Below are 19,381 nucleotides of genomic sequence, written 5' to 3'. Positions count from 1 at the left end.
CCTAATCTCTTTTTAGAGAGCCCTTTCTAGAGAGCCCCTTAAGAAAGCCCTATTCTTACCGGCACGATCATGACCGAACTGCTTCTTACGCTTATCAGCGCTGCCCTGATCAACAACCTCGTGTTGCACTGGCCGCTGGGCGTCGATCCGGTGCTGGGCAGCGAGCGGCGACAGGTGCATGCATTGGGCATCGCGACGACGTGCCTGATGCTGATCGTCGGCACGCTCGGCCATGCGTTCTACCACTGGCTGCTGGTGCCGCTGGGGCTGACGTCGCTGCGACTGTTTGTATTCCTGCCGCTGAGCGTTCTGTTGATCGCCCCGCTGCTGAAGCTGCTTCCACGGTTATTTGCCAAGCTTTCATTCGAGGGGCTCTGGCCCCTGCTGCTGGGCAATGCCGGCGTGCTTGGGCTGACGTTGCTCAACGCCCAGGACGACAAGGGACTTTTCCACGCCATAGCCCTGAGCCTCGGTGCCGGGCTGGGTTTCTGGCTGGTGCTGAACCTGTTCAGCGACTTGCGTCAACGCACACTCGATAACGATGTCCCCCTGCCCTTTCGCGGCCTGCCGATCGAATTGATCAGCGCCGGATTGATCGCGGTGGTTTTTCTCGGATTCAGCGGGTTGATCAAAACATGAGTCTGATTCAACGCATCGATGCCCTCTTGCCGCAGACCCAATGCGGCAAGTGTGGCCACCCCGGATGCAAACCGTACGCCGAAGGCATCGCCAGCGGCGAGCCGATCAACAAGTGCCCTCCGGGCGGCAGCGAAACCATCGCGGCCCTGGCCGAGCTGCTGAAAGTGCCGGTGCTGGAACTGGACGTCAGTCGCGGCTCGGCACCTGCGCAAATCGCGTACATCCGCGAGGCCGAATGCATCGGCTGCACCAAATGCATTCAGGCCTGCCCGGTCGACGCGATTGTCGGCGCGGCGAAATTCATGCACACGGTCATCGTCGACGAATGCACCGGTTGCGACCTCTGCGTGGCGCCCTGCCCGGTGGATTGCATCGAGATGCATCCGCTACCGCTGGCCACGCTGCCGATTGTCGGTGGGCTGGCGTTCAGCCTGGAGGAGCAACAGGCCCGGGCCGCCAAGCGCAACCGCGCGCGACGTCGCTTCGAACAGCGCAATGCCCGCTTACATCGCGAAGAGCAACAGAAACTCGCCGAACGTCAGGCCCGCGCCCAACGCGCCGTGCAGCACAGTGAAGTGACGCTCGACCCGGTTCAGGCTGCGCTCGAGCGCGTGCGGGCGCAGAAGGCCGCCAATGCCGATGCGGCGCTGAAAAAGGCCAAGGTCGATCTGGCCATGAGTCGAGCGCAGTTGAACAAGTCGCTCAAGGCCTTCGGGCATCCACCGACCTTCGAACAGCAATCGCAACTGATCGTGCTGCAACAGCAATTTGAAGCCGCCGAGCAGACGCTGGCGCAGCTGGAAAACAGTGCACCGGTGGTAGCTGCTCAGCCTGTTCCGACTAACGATGCCGAGCTGAAACGCGCGAAGATCCAGTTGGCCATGCGCCGCGCCGAACTCAAGAAGGCTCAAACAAACGAAGCGTCGGCCGAACAGATCGCAGCATTGCAACATGCGCTCAGCGAAGCCGAGCGGCAGGTGGATGCCTATGCCGCCCCTTGAATCGGTGGACGAACGCCTTCAGCAGGCCATGAAGCTGGTGTTGCTGGCCACCCTGCCGGGAATGCTGATGTTGTTCTGGCTGTACGGTTGGGGCGTGTTGATCAACCTGATTCTGACGGCAGCTACCGCGCTGGCCGTTGAAGCAGCGGTGTTGCAGCTGCGCAAGCAACCTGTAAAACCGACAGTGAGCGATGGCAGTGCGCTGGTCAGCGCGACCCTGTTGGCCCTGGCCTTGCCGCCTTATTGCCCGTGGTGGCTGACGGTCAGCGCTGCGGCATTCGGACTTTTTTTCGGCAAGCACCTGTATGGCGGCGTCGGCAGGAATCCGTTCAACCCGGCGATGCTCGGTTTCGCCCTGGCTTTAGTGACATTTCCCCAGCAAATGACCCATTGGCCGTCGTCCCATGGCATGGACTTTCTCGCTGGCCTGCAACAAGTGTTCGGCTTCAACCTCGGCCAGACGCCAGACGCGTGGGCCCAGGCCACCGCGCTGGACAGCCTGCGAATCAACAAAAGCCTGACCATGGACGAACTGTTTACCGGCAACCCGGCATTCGGCCATTTCGGCGGCCGGGGCGTGGAATGGGTCAACCTGGCCTTCCTGGCTGGCGGCGCGTTTCTGCTGCAACGACGGGTGTTCAGCTGGCATGCGCCGGTCGGCATGCTCGCCAGCCTGTTCGTCATCAGCCTGTTGTGCTGGAACGGTTCGGGCTCCGATTCCCATGGCTCGCCACTCTTCCATCTGCTCACCGGCGCGAGCATGCTGGGTGCCTTCTTCATCGTGACGGAACCGGTATCCGGCGCAAAAAACCCCACGGCCCGGTTGCTGTTCGGCGCCGGAGTGGGGCTGCTGACTTACCTGATCCGCACGTGGGGCGGCTATCCCGACGGGGTGGCCTTTGCCGTCCTGCTGATGAACCTTTGTGTACCGGCGCTGGAGCGGTTTGCTGCCTCCAGGCAAGCGCAGGTCAGCCCATGAACCGAGCGACAAGCGTTATGGTCCTGGCATTGCTGGCCGGCCTGGGAATGGGCGCGACTTACATCGCGCAGCACACCAGCGCCGCACGCATTGCCGCCGAACAACGCCTGATCGACAGCCGCAATTTGCTGGATCTGCTAGCGTCCGGCAGCTACGACAATCAGCCACTGGAACACCCCCTCAGCGTCGAAAACACTCGCCTGGCCAACAGCACGCTGCTGAGTGGCTACCTGGCCTCCAAGGACGGCCAATCGAGCGCTGTGTTGCTACGCAGCCAGACGCTGGGCTACGCCGGCTCCATCGACTTGCTGATCGCCATCGACCCCCATGGCAAGTTGCTGGGGGTCAAAACTCTCAAACAATCGGAAACTCCGGGGCTGGGTGGCAAGCTCGCCGACTGGCCCAATGCCTGGCTTGAAGTGTTTACCGGCAAGTCTCTCGCCGAACCAGGCGACAATGGCTGGGCGTTGAAAAAGGACCAAGGGCAATTCGATCAGATCGCGGGCGCGACCATCACCTCAAGAGCGGTGATCAATGCCACCCATGATGCGTTGCGCTACTTCGACGAACACCGACAATCGCTGATCGGGAGCAGTGCCCATGAATAAGTCATCGAACCTGCAGAACTCATTGATGCTCGCGCCGCTGATCGGTGCCACGGATTCATTGGTAACAGCCCAGGGCCTGTGGTTGATATTCGCTCTGGTGCTCAGCGCTTATGGCGTGAGCATGGGCGTCTTGCGCTCGCGACTGATTCCGGCAACCCATTTGCTGGCCTGCCTCCTGCTGGCTGCCACGCTGACCAGTTGCGCGGAACTCGCTACACAAGCCTGGTCGCTTCAATGGCACCAGCATCTCGGCTTTTATGCCGGACTGATCGCCTTGCAATGCGTCGTGCTGGAGCACAACGGCTTTTTCCAAGGCACAAGGCGTGATCGCCTGCGCCTGTGTGGCTTGTTCGGCGCCTTGATGATTGGCCTGGGCCTGCTGCGCGAACTCATCGGCAAAGGGACAGTGGGTAGCCATCTGCCCTGGCTGACCGGTGCTATGCAGCCGGACTGGCAAGGTTGGGTGCTCACCGCTGACGGTGGCTTGCGCTTGGCCACGCTGGCCCCCGGTGGGTTTATTCTGCTGGGGCTGCTGATTGCAGCAAGTCAGGCCTGGGCCCGCCCCACCCCTACATTGACCTCCTTCGAGGAAACGCATCGCCCATGAATGCCGCAAAACGTCTGGAAATTTTCCGCAGGTTTCACGAGGACAATCCTGAACCGAAGACCGAGCTGGCCTATTCCTCGCCGTTCGAACTACTGATCGCCGTGATTCTCTCGGCGCAATCGACCGATGTCGGCGTCAACAAGGCCACCGCCAAACTGTTCCCGGTAGCCAATACGCCAGCGGCGATTTATGCCTTGGGCGTCGAAGGATTATCGGAGTACATCAAGACCATCGGCCTGTATAACAGCAAAGCAAAAAACGTGATCGAAACCTGTCGCTTGCTGGTAGAGCGCCATGGCGGTGAAGTACCGCAGACCCGCGAAGCGCTGGAAGCGTTGCCCGGCGTCGGCCGCAAGACCGCCAATGTGGTGCTCAATACCGCCTTTCGTCAGCTGACCATGGCCGTGGACACCCACATTTTCCGGGTCAGCAACCGTACTGGTATTGCTCCGGGGAAAAATGTGGTCGAGGTGGAGCAGAAACTGATGAAATTCGTGCCGAAGGAGTATCTGCTCGACGCCCATCACTGGCTGATTCTTCACGGACGCTACGTTTGCCTGGCCCGCAAGCCGCGTTGTGGCAGCTGCCGGATCGAGGACTTATGCGAATACAAGCAAAAGACCTCAGACGATTGAGGTTCTATTAGTTTTCTTGATGAACCGATTGAAAAAATCTTTTTTACCCGCCGGGAAATTGTCGATATAAGGAGCGCCAAAGGCAGTCTTAGCCTGGAGTTAACCTTTATGAGCACTGGCAAAGAGCAATTGGACGTAGAAGACGACTTCACCCCCGTTGAGGCCGATGACGCAGAGCCGGTGGTGGAAGTAGCAAAGACCAACCTGAGCAAACGCCGCACCATCGACAATCTGCTGGAGGAGCGCCGACTGCAAAAGCAATTGGCCGATTACGATTTTGACCTATGACACCTAAAAGCCTCCCGAAACGGAGGCTTTTTACTAAGTGCCCATCCCCTGCAAACGTCCGCTCATCGCACCTCGTCAAACGCTGGCGTATTCATACCAGGCCATTGCGTTGAGCCAACTCAATGAGATCGACCAGTGAGCGAGCATTGAGCTTCAGCAACAGGCGAGTCTTGTAAGTACTGACAGTTTTATTGCTGAGGAACATTCCATCGGCGATTTCCTTGTTTGTCTTTCCTCGTGCCAACTGTTGCAGGACCATCATTTCCCGCCCAGACAGTCGATCCACCATATCGGTTTCACTGGCATTTCCAAGACTGGAGCGCACCGTATGCAGCGCCTGATTAGGAAAATAGCTATAACCTGACAATACGGCCTTTATTGCACTGAGCAACTCAGTAAGATCCTGTTGTTTACAGACATAGCCGGCGGCCCCCGATTGCATACAGCGCATGGAAAAATGCCCTGGAGCCTGGGACGTCAATATCAGCACTTTAAGAGGCATCGCCGCCGATGTCAGGCGCGCAATAACTTCCAACCCATCCAACTTTGGTATTCCGATATCCAGAATGACAATGTCCGGCATAAGTTCACGGGCAATTTGTAATGCATCCACGCCATTATCTGTTTCTGCAATGACTTCGTAGCCATGACGCTCCATTAGCATACGTACCGCAAGACGAATGACGGGGTGATCATCCACGATCAGCACTTTATTCATGGGCAAGTCCAATTTTCGCTGTTCGAATTTTTAGAGCCCGCACCATAGCCTAGTCGTTTCACCCATGGCATGCCGTCCCCCTCGACCACTCGCAACGAGAGACATTACCTACAAACAACACGGATTATTCCTACAAGAAATCATTGCACACGATGAGCCAGAGATTTTATTGGCCCAACGCTGCTAAACGCTTCGACAGCTTCTTTGTAACAATTCCCCCCCCAATCAGGGTTCAACATCCTTGGTCCGACAGACCTAGACTATTAAGCTACCCTTAAAGGTAACGATTACTTTCTAAAGTCTTACATGGCTCGGTCCGAACCACTCAAAAACCTCACACCCAGCAACACCTCAAAACCAAATAAACCCACACAACTTTAAAACCAATAAACAGCCATACCCAAGCCCAGAACAATGCAGCTACTATATCAACCTCAACCACACAGCAAAAAGGGACTTAAACAACAAAGACAAAAAACCTATACCTCGCTATTACCACCAACACAAACTTTATAAATCAACAGAGAAAAAGACAATATCTCATGAGCAAAAAATATGATAAAACTCAAAAAAAGAATCACCAACCCCATGACAATCATTGCAATATTCGCAGCACTGTCCGAAGCATCAGCCGCTGTATCGCTGCCCTTTCTTGACAACAAGGAGAGAGAACTCTACGTCTGGTTTCTGATCAGTTTCCCCTTTTATTTGCTTTTTCTTTTCTTCGCCACACTCAACTTCAATTATCGGTCGCTTTACGCTCCCTCCGATTTCGAGAAGGGCAAGCACTTTATAAAAGTCATGGACAACGTCGATCACTCGGGAAACAGCACTTCCAGAGTATCGCCTGAACGCTCGGCCCAACATCATGTGCAGCTGCCCGCACCGCTAAGGGATCTGCACATCATTGATGCACGCTGGATAACCAAAAAAATGGCGTTCAGCGCCCTGATGGAGAGTATCCAGCACCCTCCGGATAATCCTGCACAAGTGATCGTATTTCTCACGTGCGCCAATTCGGAGATATTGCTGAAGGAAAGCGCGCTCAAACACTGGAAACAACTAAAGAAACGCAACAACGCAATGTTTTGTGTTTCTTACAATTTGAGCTCATATTGCGTGACGATTATGGGCTAGGTTTTGACCCGTCGCACAGAGCAAGGCAGCCCTTGAAGCGAGATCAAAGGCAGGCGGCAGAAGGGACGGTTAGAAAAATTAGCAGGAAGCGAAACGTAATATGCAGCAACCCTTTTTCAGAGTTGTGGCCTTGTTATCGACAAGGCCACAACTCCAATTACCAACTCAAAGGTCTCAGAACAGCTTGCGGCCTTTGTTCGCCGCGATACGCATGCGCAAGGCGTTGAGCTTGATGAAGCCCGCCGCATCGGCCTGGTTGTAGGCGCCGCCATCTTCCTCGAAGGTCGCGATGTTGGCGTCGAACAACGACTCGTCGGACTTGCGGCCAGTGACGATCACATTGCCCTTGTACAGCTTCAGGCGCACTACGCCGTTCACGTGGGCCTGGGAAGCATCGATCATCTGTTGCAGCATCAGACGCTCAGGGCTCCACCAGTAACCGGTGTAGATCAGGCTGGCGTATTTAGGCATCAGCTCGTCTTTGAGGTGAGCCACTTCGCGGTCCAGGGTGATCGATTCGATCGCACGGTGAGCGCGCAGCATGATGGTGCCGCCAGGCGTCTCGTAGCAGCCACGGGACTTCATGCCGACATAGCGGTTTTCCACGATGTCCAGACGACCGATACCGTGTTCACCACCGATACGGTTCAAGGTCGCCAGCACGGTAGCCGGGGTCATTTCGACGCCGTCCAGTGCAACGATGTCGCCGTTGCGGTAGGTCAGTTCCAGGTACTGCGGTTTGTCGGGAGCGTTCTCCGGGGAGACGGTCCAGCGCCACATGTCTTCTTCGTGCTCGGTCCAGGTGTCTTCCAGCACGCCGCCTTCATAGGAGATGTGCAGCAGGTTGGCATCCATCGAATACGGGGATTTTTTCTTGCCGTGACGCTCGATCGGGATCGCGTGCTTCTCGGCGTAATCCATCAGCTTCTCACGGGACAGCAGGTCCCATTCGCGCCATGGGGCGATCACTTTTACGCCTGGCTTCAAGGCGTACGCACCCAGTTCGAAACGAACCTGGTCGTTGCCCTTGCCGGTCGCGCCGTGGGAAATGGCGTCAGCGCCGGTTTCGTTGGCGATTTCGATCAGGCGTTTGGCGATCAACGGACGAGCGATGGAAGTACCCAGCAGGTACTCGCCTTCGTAAACGGTGTTGGCGCGGAACATCGGGAACACGAAATCACGCACGAATTCTTCGCGCAGATCGTCGATATAGATTTCTTTTACACCCATGGCCTGTGCCTTGGCGCGGGCCGGTTCGACCTCTTCGCCCTGACCCAGGTCAGCAGTGAAGGTCACTACTTCACAGTTATATGTATCCTGCAGCCACTTGAGGATCACCGAAGTGTCCAGGCCGCCGGAATACGCCAGAACGACCTTGTTTACGTCCGCCATGCCATCACTCCACGGGGTTCTACGGAAAGCTGTCAAGTCTACCGCTCATGCAGGATAATTTACAGAGGCGCGACAGCTTATGACGACGAAGCGACAGATTATGTCGAGTGGGCGACGAATTCAGCAGGTTCAGGAGGTCGTCGCGCTGCTCGCGGCGGCAGTGGCTTGAGGCGCCGGTTTCTCGGTTGGCGCTACGCGCTCGAGGCGTACGGCAACACGGCGGTTTTTTGCCCGGTTGGCGGCGCTGTTGTTCGGTGCAAGGGGATAGCGCTCGCCATGAAAACGCAGGGTGATCTGCGATTCCTGAATACCGTTGGCCTTGAAGAAATCCATTACCGCCAGTGCCCGGCGTCGTGACAGTTCACGGTTGGTCAGGCGGTTGCCACTGTTGTCGGAATGGCCATCGAGTTCAATGTGGTTGACCGTCGGATCGGCTTTCATGAATTCCAGCATGACCTGCAACTGAGCCTTGGCCCTGGCATCGAGATCGATCCCCTCCCCCGGAAAGCCGACCTCGGATTGCTTCACTTGCTCGAAATTCTGTGGCAACAACTTGGCCACGCACCCCTGATAGTCACTGTAGGCCTTGCTGAACTTGACCGGCAACAGACGAACTTCAGACACCCGACCGTCGCCCGAGGAGTGTCGAACGACCGGACTGCGACCATCCATCAACCCGCTGATCAAACGCCCGGCCTGCACTTGCGAGCTGTTGAACAGCACGTTGCCACTACCCATTCTCACCGACCCCAGGTTGATGTCGCCACGCCCTGGTTGCCATGGCGCAGCCGCCGCCAGCAAAGTGGCGGAACCCCCTCCGATCATTGAGTTGTAGGCCTTCAGACGAAATGTCGCCTGCTCTCCGGCGCGCCGAACAAACTCACCCGAACCGAAATCAGTGATCGGTTGAGTCAGGCGACATTCGAACTTGTCACCTTCGACCGTCCACTCGATGCTCTCCAGACGGGTCTGGAAAGTGAGCGCCATCGCGGGAAGGCTGGCAAACACGCTGAGCAAGGCTAAATAACGCTGGCGCACGGGAGGCTCCACTGGCTTCTACGACAATAAAGACCGACACACATATTCACGGCCTGCCTGTTGGGTATCGGATGCTTGTCGTAAAACTTGATAGCGAGTGCCTGCAAGAGTCTTTTCCGGTAGCATTCCCCTGAGTTTGACCCGCCTGGAATCCCCTCATGTCCGACCGCCTGACCCTGCTGCGTCCCGACGACTGGCACATTCATCTTCGCGATGGTGCCGTGTTGACCAATACCGTCGCGGATGTCGCGCGTACCTTTGGTCGCGCCATCATCATGCCCAACCTGGTACCTCCGGTGCGCAACGCTGCTGAAGCCGATGGCTATCGCCAGCGGATTCTCGCTGCACGTCCGGCCGGCAGCCGTTTCGAACCGCTGATGGTTCTGTACCTGACCGACCGCACCCAGCCTGAAGAAATTCGTGAAGCCAAGGCCAGCGGTTTCATTCACGCCGCCAAGCTTTACCCGGCAGGCGCGACCACCAACTCGGACTCTGGCGTCACCAGCATCGACAAGATTTTCCCTGCACTGGAGGCCATGGCCGAAGTCGGGATGCCGTTGCTGATTCACGGTGAAGTCACCCGTGGCGATGTCGACGTTTTCGATCGGGAAAAAATCTTCATCGATGAGCACATGCGTCGCGTGGTCGAGCGTTTCCCGACGCTCAAAGTGGTGTTCGAACACATCACCACCGCCGATGCCGTGCAGTTCGTCAACGCGGCTTCGGCCAACGTTGGCGCCACCATCACCGCGCATCACCTGCTGTACAACCGCAACCACATGCTAGTGGGCGGGATTCGGCCGCACTTCTATTGCTTGCCGATCCTCAAGCGCAATACCCACCAGGAAGCGCTGCTCGACGCCGCCACCAGTGGCAGCGACAAATTCTTCCTCGGCACCGACTCGGCCCCCCATGCCCAGCACGCCAAAGAAGCGGCTTGCGGCTGTGCCGGCTGCTACACCGCTTATGCCGCGATCGAGATGTATGCCGAAGCCTTCGAACAGCGTAATGCGCTGGACAAGCTCGAAGCCTTCGCCAGCCTCAATGGCCCGCGTTTCTACGGTCTGCCGGCGAACACCGATCGCATCACCCTGGTCCGCGAAGAGTGGACCGCCCCAACCAGCCTGCCATTTGGCGAGCTGACCGTTATCCCGCTGCGCGCCGGTGAAAAACTGCGCTGGCGCCTGCTGGAGGAACACGCGTGAGTGAAGACCATTTCGACGACGAACAGGACGGTCAAGGCGGTGGAGGTGGTCCTCGTCATCCAATGGCTGCCAGATTCCGTGGTTACCTGCCGGTTGTCGTCGACGTAGAAACCGGTGGCTTCAACTCGGCCACCGACGCCCTGCTGGAAATTGCTGCAACCACCATCGCCATGGATGAAAAAGGGTTTGTGTACCCCGATCACACCTACTTCTTCCGGGTCGAGCCATTCGAAGGCGCCAACATCGAAGCAGCAGCCCTGGAGTTCACCGGGATCAAGCTCGATCACCCGTTGCGCATGGCAGTGAGTGAAGAAGCGGCGCTGACCGATATCTTCCGTGGCATTCGCAAGGCCCTGAAAGCCAACGGTTGCAAACGAGCGATTCTGGTCGGTCACAACAGCAGTTTCGATCTGGGCTTCCTCAACGCGGCTGTCGCGCGCCTGGACATGAAACGCAACCCGTTTCACCCGTTCTCCAGCTTCGACACCGCGACCCTCGCTGGTCTTGCCTACGGCCAGACCGTACTGGCCAAGGCCTGCCAAGCAGCGGATATCGACTTCGACGGTCGCGAGGCCCACTCGGCTCGTTACGATACCGAGAAGACTGCCGAGCTGTTCTGCGGCATCGTCAATCGCTGGAAACAAATGGGCGGCTGGGAAGACTACAACGATTGATGCCTGTCGCCGGTTTATCCCGCCCATAAAAAAACCGGCCTCAGTGAGGCCGGTTTTTTATTGCCGTACGCCTGGCTTACAGCGCAGCAGCGTTCTCGGTCAGGTAAGCCGCAACGCCTTCTGGCGAAGCGTTCATGCCTTTGTCGCCTTTTTTCCAGTTGGCTGGGCAAACTTCGCCGTGCTCTTCGTGGAATTGCAGAGCGTCGACCAGACGGATCAGCTCTTCCATGTTACGACCCAGTGGCAGGTCGTTGACGATCTGCGAACGGACAACACCTTTGTCGTCGATCAGGAACGCGCCACGGAAAGCAACGCCGCCTTCGGACTCAACGTCGTAGGCCTTGGCGATTTCGTGCTTCAGGTCGGCAGCCATGGTGTAACGAACCTGGCCGATACCGCCATTGTTCACCGGGGTGTTGCGCCATGCATTGTGGGTGAAGTGCGAGTCGATCGATACAGCGACCACTTCAACGTTGCGTGCCTTGAAGTCAGCCATGCGGTTGTCCAGAGCGATCAGCTCGGACGGGCAAACGAAAGTGAAGTCCAGTGGGTAGAAGAACACCAGGCCGTATTTGCCTTTGATGGCCGAGGACAGGGTGTAGCTGTCTACGATTTCGCCATTGCCGAGTACGGCCGGTACGGTGAAGTCAGGGGCTTGTTTGCCTACGAGTACGCTCATTGGATATCTCCTGGTGTAATAACGTTGAAGAACTAGGGTTCATGCCAGCCTGTCACCCTCAGGCGACAGCCCTGTGACACGAACCTCCTTCGCAAAAGGCCGACCATCATACACCGCGTTTTTCGCCTGTCCTTAGCGGTTTTTTTCTGACGGGCAAAATGGCCGCTCCTCTATTTTTTCACGAGGCGCGGGAGGAAACCGTTCGTCAGTCACAGGCCATAATGATGAAAAGCCTTCAGAAACCACTTTGACAATCATTCTCGTTAACATTAAGATCCATCGCAATTGAGTCACAACCAGCGACGGTTCTCACTTATGTATGTCTGCCTCTGCACTGGCGTCACCGACGGTCAAATCCGCGATGCAATCTATGACGGTTGCTGCAGCTATAAGGAAGTCCGTCAGGCTACCGGCGTCGCCAGCCAATGCGGTAAATGCGCTTGCTTGGCCAAGGAAGTGGTCCGCGACACCCTGGGCAAACTGCAAACGGCCCAGGCGGCGATTCCCTACTCTGTAGAATTTACAGCCGCATAATTACCGTATTTCAAAGAACCGGACTTGATGTCCGGTTTTTTTATGCCTGAAAATCAATCGCTTAGGCCTTAGACGCGGAACACAAACATTCTTATTCCGATTAATTTTCATTTAAGTTTCAATAACTTAGGTTTGACACTGTTAATTACGCGGCTCAAACTCTGCCCCATATACAGCTAATACAGGGCAGGACTCCCACTATGAAAGGCGACATTACAGTCATCCAGCACCTCAACAAAATCCTTGGCAATGAACTGGTCGCGATCAATCAGTATTTCCTGCATGCGCGCATGTATGAAGATTGGGGCCTGAACAAGCTCGGCAAGCACGAGTACCACGAATCCATCGACGAGATGAAGCACGCTGACAAGCTGATCAAGCGCATCCTGTTCCTTGAAGGCCTGCCGAACGTCCAGGACCTGGGCAAGCTGCACATCGGCGAACACACCAAGGAAATGCTTGAGTGCGACTTGAAGATCGAACGCGACGGCCATGCCGACCTGAAAGTCGCTATCGCTCATTGCGAAACCGTCGGCGACTTCGGTAGCCGTGAACTGCTCGAAGACATTCTTGAATCCGAAGAAGAACATATCGACTGGCTGGAAACCCAGCTGGGCCTGATCGATAAAGTCGGCCTCGAGAACTATCTGCAATCGCAGATGGGCGAAGAGTAAGTTCTACGCCGCTAACCCCGACGCAATAAAAAGCCCCGCTCTCTTTACAGAGGCGGGGCTTTTTACGTGCGCTCTTGTAGGAGCGAGGCTCGCCCGCGAAGAACGATGACGCGGTGTATCTGCAGAAGCGCGGCGCCTGCTTCGCGGGCAAGCCTCGCTCCTACAGGTACCGAATCAGGCTTCGGTCTTGGCAGCGGCGGCTTTTGCGGCGGCGTCTTTGATCAGTGTCTGCAACGAACCGTCGGCAGACATTTCAGTCATGATGTCGCTGCCACCGACCAGCTCACCGGCAACCCACAGTTGCGGGAAGGTTGGCCAGTTGGCGTATTTTGGCAGGTTGGCGCGGATTTCCGGGTTCTGCAGGATATCCACATAGGCAAACTTTTCACCACAGGCCATCACAGCTTGGGCGGCTTTCGCGGAGAAGCCACACTGCGGGGCATTCGGCGAGCCTTTCATGTAAAGCAGAATGGTGTTGTTGGCAATCTGCTCTTTAATCGTTTCGATGATATCCATGGAGCACCTCGGCTGAACTTTCCGACTCAGTGGTCGGCACGGTGGCGCATTGTAACGGAAACCCGAGCGCCATGCTCGGCCTCTCCGACAGACATGTTCACGCCGCCGCCACAGTCACCGGCACGCCGTTCAACGCCGCATTGCCCGACAACTCATCGAGCTGACATTCGTCAGTCAGGTCGTTGGCGCTGGAGCCTGGCTGGCTACTGGCAATCGTCATCTGCACGCCCGGTCGCGCATGGCCCCAACCGTGGGGCAGGCTGACCACTCCTTTCATCATATCGAGGCTGGCAAGCACTTCAACCTCGATCACGCCGACCCGCGAACTGACGCGTACCCGCTGCCCATCGGCGAGCCCGCGACTGGCCAGATCGTCCGGATGCATCAGCAGTTGATGGCGCGGCTTGCCTTTCACCAGGCGGTGATAGTTGTGCATCCATGAGTTGTTGCTGCGCACATGGCGGCGGCCGATCATCAGCAACTCATCGGCGGCCGGTGCCTGCAGCGCCGCAAAGCGTGCCAGATCGGCGAGGATCTCCACAGGCGCCGCCTGGACGCGCTGATTGGCCGTCTTCAGACGAGGCGTCAAATTGGGCTTGAGCGCGCCGAGATCGATACCGTGAGGGTGATCGAACAAGGTCGCCAGCGACAGTTTGTGCCCTGAAGCATCGCCATACAGGCCCATCCGCAGCCCCCGGTCAATCATCTGCGCCGGCGCAATGGTCGGTTTCAGCTCCTTGCCGGTCTTCGCCGCAAAGGCCTTGGCCAGCCCCACGAAGATCTCCCAGTCATGCAGCGCGCCTTGCGGCTTGGCGAGAATCGCCCGATTGAAGCGGGTGACGTTGCGCACCGCGAACATATTGAAGGTGGTGTCGTAATGATCGTTTTCCAGCGCCGAAGTCGACGGCAGGATCAGGTCGGCATAACGCGTGGTTTCATTGATGTACAGGTCGACGCTGACCATGAACTCCAGTCCGTCCAGCGCCTGCTCCAGCTGTCGGCCATTGGGCGTGGACAGCACCGGATTACCCGCCACAGTGATCAGCGCACGGACCTGCCCTTCCCCTTCGGTGAGCATCTCTTCGGCCAGCGCCGACACCGGCAACTCGCCACCGTATTCAGGACGCCCGGACACGCGGCTTTGCCACAGATTGAAATGGCCGCCCGAGGTGGACGCCACCAGGTCCACCGCCGGCTCGGTGCACAACGCACCGCCGACACGATCAAGGTTGCCGGTCACCAGATTGATCAATTGCACCAGCCAATGGCACAAGGTGCCGAAGGCCTGGGTCGAGACGCCCATGCGGCCGTAGCAGACCGCCGTCGGGGCTGCAGCGAAATCCCGGGCGAGTTGACGGATCTGTTCGGCGGGCACTGCGCACAACGGGCTCATGGCCTCGGCGCTGAAACCCGCAATCGCCTGACGTACGTCATCCAGACCGTCCACAGGCAAATGACTGTCGCAGGTCAGGCCTTCAGCGAATAACGTATTGAGCAGCCCGAACAACAGCGCCGCATCGCCACCGGGACGCACGAACAGATGCTGATCGGCAATCGCCGCCGTTTCGCTGCGACGCGGATCGACCACCACCACTTTGCCGCCCCGGGCCTGAATCGCCTTGAGGCGTTTCTCTACATCCGGCACGGTCATGATGCTGCCGTTGGAGGCCAGTGGATTGCCGCCCAGGATCAGCATGAAATCGGTGTGATCGATGTCCGGAATCGGCAACAGCAAGCCATGGCCGTACATCAAATGGCTGGTCAGGTGATGGGGCAACTGATCGACCGATGTCGCGGAAAACCGGTTACGGGTTTTCAACAGACCGAGGAAGTAATTGCTGTGGGTCATCAACCCATAGTTGTGCACGCTGGGGTTGCCCTGATAGACCGCCACAGCATTCTGCCCATGACGCTCCTGAATCGCCGCCAGGCGTTCGGCTACAAGGCTGAACGCATCTTCCCACTCGATAGGCTGCCATTCGCTACCCACTCGCTGCATCGGCTGATGCAGGCGATCCGGGTCGCTCTGAATGTCTTGCAGGGCCACCGCCTTGGGGCAGATATGCCCACGGCTGAAGCGGTCCTGGGGGTCGCCCTTGATCGAGGTGATCTGCACGCCGCCGCCTTCGACCTCAGTGGTTTCGATGGTCAGGCCGCAGATGGCTTCACACAGGTGGCACGCACGGTGATGGAGAGTCTTGGTCATGGCCAGTCTCTGTTTTGTTCTGGGCGGGCGATGTCGGCCGCGGGAACAAAACTATGGCGCGTGACTCGCCACCGCGCCAGCGACGTTCGTCTTGTGAATCGACGACCATCAAGCCGGCCGATGACAGCAAGAGGATCAGTTCGGCGGCAGACTCGGCGGCGCCTGCAGCTGGATTTCCTCGATGGTTTCGATCTGCTCGTGGGCGACATGCACGCCGGTGAGCTCGCCAATCAGCCGCCAATGCTCGTCGAGCCCGGCACTGATGGTGGCCATGCGGTCGATCATGCGCCGGCCAGCCACTTTGGTGACTTCGTCTTCACTGCGCAGCAACTCGAAAGACATCGAAGTCATGGAAGCAGTGAGGTGGGTCAGAGAGCGAGCCGTAAGCCCGAGCAGTTCCATTAATAGCTGTTCTTTCGATTCCATTCCAAGGGCGTCCTGCGTCGGCATGAGGGCCTGTCATCCGGTAGTTCCCGAAACTGTGTCGGATCCTGGATGGCAAGCTTTAGTTATAACCCAGCACTTTGCATTAGCAAATGTTTCAGACCAGGCACATTACCCGCCAAAGGCTTGAATGACAGGTCAAAAACCGACCGCCAGTATGTCGCCCGCGCCCCCTCTGATTGCCAATCCCGGCGGGCCCAGTGTACAAATGGTCAGCGGCTGTCAGGACACAGGCTTCAAAAGCGCTACCACGGTCACCCCGTAGCCCCTCTGAAATCCTCTAAACACCGTAGCCTATTGGAAAAACGCGACATTTAATGTCAATATCGCGCCTCCCCCTATTTCGTCGCCCCGTGCGGCTTACGCCGCAGGTCTCGCCCGTTTTTCAGTTAAACAAGGCTTTGAGTATCTGCGGTCTGTTGCAAAAAGGTAGTCAATGATGAGCGCAAGGCACTTTCTCTCCCTGATGGATTGCACGCCCGAAGAGCTGGTCAGCGTGATCCGTCGAGGCGTTGAGCTCAAGGACCTGCGTAACCGCGGCGTACTGTTCGAGCCTTTGAAAAACCGCGTCCTGGGGATGATTTTCGAGAAGTCCTCGACCCGTACCCGTATTTCGTTCGAAGCCGGCATGATCCAGCTCGGTGGCCAGGCGATCTTCCTGTCGCCGCGCGACACTCAGCTGGGCCGTGGCGAACCGATCGGCGACGCCGCCATTGTCATGTCGAGCATGCTCGATGCAGTGATGATCCGTACGTTTTCGCACAGCACCCTGACCGAATTCGCCGCCAATTCGCGAGTCCCGCTGATTAACGGCCTGTCCGATGACCTGCACCCGTGCCAGTTGCTGGCCGACATGCAAACCTTCCTCGAGCATCGCGGTTCGATTCAAGGCAAGACCGTGGCCTGGATCGGCGACGGCAACAACATGTGCAACAGCTATATAGAAGCGGCGATCCAGTTCGACTTCCAATTGCGCATTGCCTGCCCGGAAGGTTACGAACCCAACCCTGAATTCGTGGCCAAGGCCGGCGATCGTGTGAGCATCGTCCGCGATCCGCAGGAAGCCGTGCGCGGCGCGCATCTGGTGAGCACCGACGTCTGGACCTCCATGGGCCAGGAAGAGGAAACCGCCAAGCGGCTGGAGCTGTTCGCACCGTTCCAAGTCAACCGGGCACTGCTCGACCTGGCGGCGCCGGACGTGCTGTTCATGCATTGCCTGCCGGCCCACCGTGGCGAGGAAATCAGCCTTGACCTGCTCGACGACCCGCGTTCGGTGGCTTGGGATCAAGCCGAGAACCGCCTGCATGCACAAAAGGCCCTGCTCGAGTTTCTCGTCCCACCTTCGTACCACCACGCATGAGCCCGCCATTACTGCTGAACCTGCGCAACCTCGCCTGTGGTTATCAAAACCAGCGGGTTGTGCAGAACCTCAACCTGCATTTGAATGCCGGCGACATCGGTTGCCTGCTGGGCTCTTCTGGCTGCGGCAAAACCACCACTCTGCGGGCCATTGCCGGTTTCGAACCGGTGCACGAGGGTGAGATCCAGTTGGCGGGCGAGACCATCTCCAGCGCCGGTTTCACCCTCGCCCCGGAAAAACGCCGGATCGGCATGGTGTTCCAGGATTACGCGCTGTTTCCGCATTTGAGCGTGGCCGAGAACATCGCCTTCGGGATCCGCAAGCATCCGAAAAAGGATCGCGTCACCGAAGAGCTGCTCGAACTGGTCAACCTGAAAAACCTCGGCAAGCGCTTTCCCCATGAGCTGTCCGGTGGCCAGCAGCAGCGGGTTGCACTGGCCCGCGCCCTGGCGCCGGAACCGCAACTGTTGTTGCTCGACGAACCATTCTCCAACCTCGACGGCGAGCTGCGACGCAAGCTCAGCCATGAAGTACGCGACATTCTCAAGGCTCGCGGCACCAGTGCGATTCTGGTGACCCACGACCAGGAAGAAGCCTTCGCGGTCAGTGACCATGTCGGTGTTTTCAAGGAAGGTCGCCTGGAACAGTGGGATACGCCCTACAACCTCTATCACGAACCGCTGACACCGTATGTGGCCAGCTTCATTGGCCAGGGTTACTTCATTCGCGGTCAGTTGAGCAGCCCGGAGTCGGTGCAGACCGAGTTGGGTGAATTGCGCGGCAACCGCGCCTACACCTGGCCGATCGGTGGTGCCGTGGACGTATTGCTGCGTCCGGACGATATCGTCTATGCACCGTCCAGCCCACTCAAAGCGCGGATTATCGGAAAGAGCTTCCAGGGCGCATCAACGCTGTACCGCTTGCAGTTGCCTACGGGCGCACAGCTGGAGTCGATCTTCCCGAGCCATGCCGATCATCTGGTCGGTGCTGAAGTAGGCATTCGGGTAGCGGCGGAACACCTGGTACTGTTCCAGGCCTCCGGCAGTACAGCGGCGCAGATTCCGCCGGTCGAATCCGGGGTTCGGCGCTACAGCGCCGCCAGCTGAACAACGCGAACATAGGTGAGAGCGAGCTTGCTCGCTCCCACATTATTGGATTTTCGTTTAACCCAGCATTAGCGTTCCACTCGCGACCAGCGTCGCATTCCCGCCAATACTCACCCGATCCCCTTCTAGCTGACAAAACAACTCCCCGCCCCGCGCCGAACACTGATAAGCCGTCAGACTCATCTTGCTCAAGCGTTTCGACCAGTACGGAATCAGGCTGCAATGGGTCGAGCCGGTCACCGGATCTTCGTTGATGCCGATCGCCGGAGCAAAGTAGCGCGACACAAAGTCATGCTTGTTGCCTTTGGCTGTCACGATGGCCCCCGGCCACGGCAGTTTCGCCAGGGCAATCATGTCCGGCTGACAATCGAGCACCGCCTGCTCGGACTCCAGCACCACGAACAATTCTTTCGAGCCCAGCACATCGACCGCCTCGACGCCCAAGGCGCGCTCGACATCCCGGGTCACGCCCACTTCCGACGGAACGACTGCCGGGAAATCCAGCCACAAGCGCCCACCCTCTCGGGTGACACTCAACGGGCCGGACTTACAGATGAAGTCCAGTCGCTCGACCGGCTCTTTATAGAGTTCAAACAGCACGTAGGCACTGGCCAGGGTCGCATGACCGCATAACGGGACTTCGGTGGTCGGAGTGAACCAGCGAATGCGCCAGACAGAACCCTCACGCACCAAAAACGCGGTTTCGGCAAGGTTGTGTTCAGCGGCGATTTTTTGCATCAACTCATCGTCGAGCCAGGCATCGAGCCGGTACACCATCGCCGGGTTGCCACTGAACGGCCGATCACTGAACGCATCGACCTGATGAAACTCAAGCTGCATGGCACTTCTCCCTTTCTTCAGGTCGCCGAGCATGAAGTCTGGCATAGCCCTTCGCCAGTGACAGAACGAACCAATTTCCACCATACAGCGCCGGGCTGTAA

General features: G+C 57.8%; 22 protein-coding genes. 14 read left to right on the top strand and 8 right to left on the bottom strand.

The genetic code is table 11. The features are described from left to right. Positions 1 to 69 precede the first annotated feature (69 nt). The 7 genes from AC30D7_RS05705 to AC30D7_RS05675 all read left to right on the top strand — a co-directional run bounded on the left by AC30D7_RS05705 (position 70) and on the right by AC30D7_RS05675 (position 4,757). A complete protein-coding gene (locus tag AC30D7_RS05705; RefSeq protein WP_490133390.1) occupies positions 70 to 639 on the top strand; it encodes an Rnf-Nqr domain containing protein in 570 nt (189 codons plus the stop codon). Continuing rightward, complete coding sequence (gene rsxB, locus AC30D7_RS05700; RefSeq protein WP_230174909.1) at positions 636 to 1,640, top strand: electron transport complex subunit RsxB; 1,005 nt, start codon at positions 636 to 638, stop codon at positions 1,638 to 1,640. The genes AC30D7_RS05705 and rsxB overlap by 4 nt, the downstream gene beginning before the upstream one ends. Continuing rightward, the gene (locus AC30D7_RS05695) at positions 1,627 to 2,619 is read left to right on the top strand and encodes an RnfABCDGE type electron transport complex subunit D (RefSeq protein ID WP_490133389.1); all 993 of its coding nucleotides are present in this window, start codon (positions 1,627 to 1,629) and stop codon (positions 2,617 to 2,619) included. The genes rsxB and AC30D7_RS05695 overlap by 14 nt, the downstream gene beginning before the upstream one ends. Beyond that, positions 2,616 to 3,227 (top strand): RnfABCDGE type electron transport complex subunit G, encoded by a 612-nt coding sequence (locus tag AC30D7_RS05690; protein ID WP_490133388.1) that lies wholly within the window; start codon positions 2,616 to 2,618, stop codon positions 3,225 to 3,227. The genes AC30D7_RS05695 and AC30D7_RS05690 overlap by 4 nt, the downstream gene beginning before the upstream one ends. Further along, positions 3,220 to 3,834 carry an Rnf-Nqr domain containing protein gene (locus AC30D7_RS05685; RefSeq protein ID WP_490133387.1) on the top strand — a complete coding sequence of 205 codons (615 nt, stop codon included), beginning with the start codon at positions 3,220 to 3,222 and terminating at the stop codon, positions 3,832 to 3,834. The genes AC30D7_RS05690 and AC30D7_RS05685 overlap by 8 nt, the downstream gene beginning before the upstream one ends. Continuing rightward, positions 3,831 to 4,469: an endonuclease III gene (nth, locus tag AC30D7_RS05680; protein ID WP_018926600.1), complete on the top strand. Its 639-nt coding sequence runs from the start codon at positions 3,831 to 3,833 to the stop codon at positions 4,467 to 4,469. The genes AC30D7_RS05685 and nth overlap by 4 nt, the downstream gene beginning before the upstream one ends. A gap of 108 nt (positions 4,470 to 4,577) precedes the next feature. Beyond that, the gene (locus AC30D7_RS05675) at positions 4,578 to 4,757 is read left to right on the top strand and encodes a PA3496 family putative envelope integrity protein (RefSeq protein WP_007898493.1); all 180 of its coding nucleotides are present in this window, start codon (positions 4,578 to 4,580) and stop codon (positions 4,755 to 4,757) included. A gap of 91 nt (positions 4,758 to 4,848) precedes the next feature. Here AC30D7_RS05675 and AC30D7_RS05670 read toward each other — a convergent pair whose 3' ends face one another. Beyond that, positions 4,849 to 5,475, bottom strand: coding sequence for a response regulator (locus tag AC30D7_RS05670; protein WP_490133386.1), 627 nt, complete (start codon positions 5,473 to 5,475; stop codon positions 4,849 to 4,851). 555 nt (positions 5,476 to 6,030) lie between these two features. On the opposite strand from AC30D7_RS05670, the gene AC30D7_RS05665 reads away from it, so the two are divergent. After that, a complete protein-coding gene (locus AC30D7_RS05665) occupies positions 6,031 to 6,612 on the top strand; it encodes a hypothetical protein (protein WP_490133385.1) in 582 nt (193 codons plus the stop codon). Positions 6,613 to 6,786: 174 nt separating this feature from the next. On the opposite strand, the gene AC30D7_RS05660 is transcribed toward AC30D7_RS05665, so the two are convergent. Together AC30D7_RS05660 and AC30D7_RS05655 are read right to left on the bottom strand one after the other, a co-directional pair. Next, positions 6,787 to 8,004, bottom strand: a complete 1,218-nt coding sequence (locus AC30D7_RS05660; RefSeq protein ID WP_007938916.1) for an argininosuccinate synthase — start codon at positions 8,002 to 8,004, stop codon at positions 6,787 to 6,789. Between the two features lie 129 nt (positions 8,005 to 8,133). Further along, positions 8,134 to 9,042: a flagellar protein MotY gene (locus AC30D7_RS05655; protein WP_490133384.1), complete on the bottom strand. Its 909-nt coding sequence runs from the start codon at positions 9,040 to 9,042 to the stop codon at positions 8,134 to 8,136. A 158-nt stretch (positions 9,043 to 9,200) separates the two neighbouring features. Here AC30D7_RS05655 and pyrC point away from each other — a divergent pair, with 158 nt between their 5' ends. Together pyrC and rnt are read left to right on the top strand one after the other, a co-directional pair. Further along, complete coding sequence (pyrC, locus tag AC30D7_RS05650) at positions 9,201 to 10,247, top strand: dihydroorotase (RefSeq protein ID WP_490133383.1); 1,047 nt, start codon at positions 9,201 to 9,203, stop codon at positions 10,245 to 10,247. After that, positions 10,244 to 10,921, top strand: coding sequence for a ribonuclease T (gene rnt, locus AC30D7_RS05645; protein WP_007938919.1), 678 nt, complete (start codon positions 10,244 to 10,246; stop codon positions 10,919 to 10,921). Before pyrC ends, rnt begins: the two co-directional genes overlap by 4 nt. A 76-nt stretch (positions 10,922 to 10,997) precedes the next feature. On the opposite strand, the gene AC30D7_RS05640 is transcribed toward rnt, so the two are convergent. Next, entirely contained in the window at positions 10,998 to 11,600 is a 603-nt protein-coding gene (locus AC30D7_RS05640; protein WP_105345076.1) for a peroxiredoxin, read from the bottom strand. Between the two features lie 315 nt (positions 11,601 to 11,915). Between AC30D7_RS05640 and AC30D7_RS05635 the strand changes: the two genes are divergently transcribed. Both AC30D7_RS05635 and bfr read left to right on the top strand, forming a co-directional pair. Next, positions 11,916 to 12,134: a bacterioferritin-associated ferredoxin gene (locus AC30D7_RS05635; RefSeq protein ID WP_490133382.1), complete on the top strand. Its 219-nt coding sequence runs from the start codon at positions 11,916 to 11,918 to the stop codon at positions 12,132 to 12,134. A gap of 200 nt (positions 12,135 to 12,334) precedes the next feature. Then, positions 12,335 to 12,808, top strand: a complete 474-nt coding sequence (gene bfr, locus AC30D7_RS05630; protein WP_490133381.1) for a bacterioferritin — start codon at positions 12,335 to 12,337, stop codon at positions 12,806 to 12,808. Between the two features lie 174 nt (positions 12,809 to 12,982). Here the strand turns inward: bfr and grxD are convergent, their stop codons facing one another. The 3 genes from grxD to AC30D7_RS05615 all read right to left on the bottom strand — a co-directional run bounded on the left by grxD (position 12,983) and on the right by AC30D7_RS05615 (position 15,956). Continuing rightward, positions 12,983 to 13,324, bottom strand: coding sequence for a Grx4 family monothiol glutaredoxin (gene grxD, locus AC30D7_RS05625; protein ID WP_490133380.1), 342 nt, complete (start codon positions 13,322 to 13,324; stop codon positions 12,983 to 12,985). Between the two features lie 97 nt (positions 13,325 to 13,421). Continuing rightward, a complete protein-coding gene (locus tag AC30D7_RS05620) occupies positions 13,422 to 15,530 on the bottom strand; it encodes a molybdopterin oxidoreductase family protein (RefSeq protein WP_490133379.1) in 2,109 nt (702 codons plus the stop codon). Positions 15,531 to 15,665: 135 nt separating this feature from the next. Beyond that, positions 15,666 to 15,956 carry a hypothetical protein gene (locus AC30D7_RS05615; RefSeq protein WP_490133378.1) on the bottom strand — a complete coding sequence of 97 codons (291 nt, stop codon included), beginning with the start codon at positions 15,954 to 15,956 and terminating at the stop codon, positions 15,666 to 15,668. Between the two features lie 457 nt (positions 15,957 to 16,413). Between AC30D7_RS05615 and argF the strand changes: the two genes are divergently transcribed. Together argF and AC30D7_RS05605 are read left to right on the top strand one after the other, a co-directional pair. Continuing rightward, positions 16,414 to 17,334: an ornithine carbamoyltransferase gene (argF, locus tag AC30D7_RS05610; protein WP_490133377.1), complete on the top strand. Its 921-nt coding sequence runs from the start codon at positions 16,414 to 16,416 to the stop codon at positions 17,332 to 17,334. Beyond that, positions 17,331 to 18,440: an ABC transporter ATP-binding protein gene (locus tag AC30D7_RS05605; RefSeq protein ID WP_490133376.1), complete on the top strand. Its 1,110-nt coding sequence runs from the start codon at positions 17,331 to 17,333 to the stop codon at positions 18,438 to 18,440. Before argF ends, AC30D7_RS05605 begins: the two co-directional genes overlap by 4 nt. A gap of 57 nt (positions 18,441 to 18,497) precedes the next feature. Here AC30D7_RS05605 and AC30D7_RS05600 read toward each other — a convergent pair whose 3' ends face one another. After that, on the bottom strand, positions 18,498 to 19,280 hold the full coding sequence (locus tag AC30D7_RS05600) for a PhzF family phenazine biosynthesis protein (protein WP_490133375.1): 783 nt from the start codon (positions 19,278 to 19,280) through the stop codon (positions 18,498 to 18,500). Positions 19,281 to 19,381: the final 101 nt, after the last annotated feature.

It is taken from the genome of Pseudomonas sp. DF5 (genome assembly GCF_058148225.1).
This window is presented reverse-complemented; position numbering and strand designations above follow the sequence as displayed.

Bases quoted from the DNA above. Each gene is read 5' to 3' on its own strand.
- argF (WP_490133377.1), top strand. From the start codon at position 16,414: ATGAGCGCAAGGCACTTTCTCTCCCTGATGGATTGCACGCCCGAAGAG.
- pyrC (WP_490133383.1), top strand. From the start codon at position 9,201: ATGTCCGACCGCCTGACCCTGCTGCGTCCCGACGACTGGCACATTCAT.
- bfr (WP_490133381.1), top strand. From the start codon at position 12,335: ATGAAAGGCGACATTACAGTCATCCAGCACCTCAACAAAATCCTTGGC.
- rsxB (WP_230174909.1), top strand. From the start codon at position 636: ATGAGTCTGATTCAACGCATCGATGCCCTCTTGCCGCAGACCCAATGC.
- AC30D7_RS05600 (WP_490133375.1), bottom strand. From the start codon at position 19,280: ATGCAGCTTGAGTTTCATCAGGTCGATGCGTTCAGTGATCGGCCGTTC.
- grxD (WP_490133380.1), bottom strand. From the start codon at position 13,324: ATGGATATCATCGAAACGATTAAAGAGCAGATTGCCAACAACACCATT.
- AC30D7_RS05705 (WP_490133390.1), top strand. From the start codon at position 70: ATGACCGAACTGCTTCTTACGCTTATCAGCGCTGCCCTGATCAACAAC.
- AC30D7_RS05690 (WP_490133388.1), top strand. From the start codon at position 2,616: ATGAACCGAGCGACAAGCGTTATGGTCCTGGCATTGCTGGCCGGCCTG.
- AC30D7_RS05660 (WP_007938916.1), bottom strand. From the start codon at position 8,004: ATGGCGGACGTAAACAAGGTCGTTCTGGCGTATTCCGGCGGCCTGGAC.
- nth (WP_018926600.1), top strand. From the start codon at position 3,831: ATGAATGCCGCAAAACGTCTGGAAATTTTCCGCAGGTTTCACGAGGAC.
- AC30D7_RS05620 (WP_490133379.1), bottom strand. From the start codon at position 15,530: ATGACCAAGACTCTCCATCACCGTGCGTGCCACCTGTGTGAAGCCATC.
- AC30D7_RS05675 (WP_007898493.1), top strand. From the start codon at position 4,578: ATGAGCACTGGCAAAGAGCAATTGGACGTAGAAGACGACTTCACCCCC.
- AC30D7_RS05670 (WP_490133386.1), bottom strand. From the start codon at position 5,475: ATGAATAAAGTGCTGATCGTGGATGATCACCCCGTCATTCGTCTTGCG.
- AC30D7_RS05640 (WP_105345076.1), bottom strand. From the start codon at position 11,600: ATGAGCGTACTCGTAGGCAAACAAGCCCCTGACTTCACCGTACCGGCC.
- AC30D7_RS05695 (WP_490133389.1), top strand. From the start codon at position 1,627: ATGCCGCCCCTTGAATCGGTGGACGAACGCCTTCAGCAGGCCATGAAG.
- AC30D7_RS05685 (WP_490133387.1), top strand. From the start codon at position 3,220: ATGAATAAGTCATCGAACCTGCAGAACTCATTGATGCTCGCGCCGCTG.
- AC30D7_RS05635 (WP_490133382.1), top strand. From the start codon at position 11,916: ATGTATGTCTGCCTCTGCACTGGCGTCACCGACGGTCAAATCCGCGAT.
- AC30D7_RS05665 (WP_490133385.1), top strand. From the start codon at position 6,031: ATGATAAAACTCAAAAAAAGAATCACCAACCCCATGACAATCATTGCA.
- AC30D7_RS05615 (WP_490133378.1), bottom strand. From the start codon at position 15,956: ATGGAATCGAAAGAACAGCTATTAATGGAACTGCTCGGGCTTACGGCT.
- AC30D7_RS05605 (WP_490133376.1), top strand. From the start codon at position 17,331: ATGAGCCCGCCATTACTGCTGAACCTGCGCAACCTCGCCTGTGGTTAT.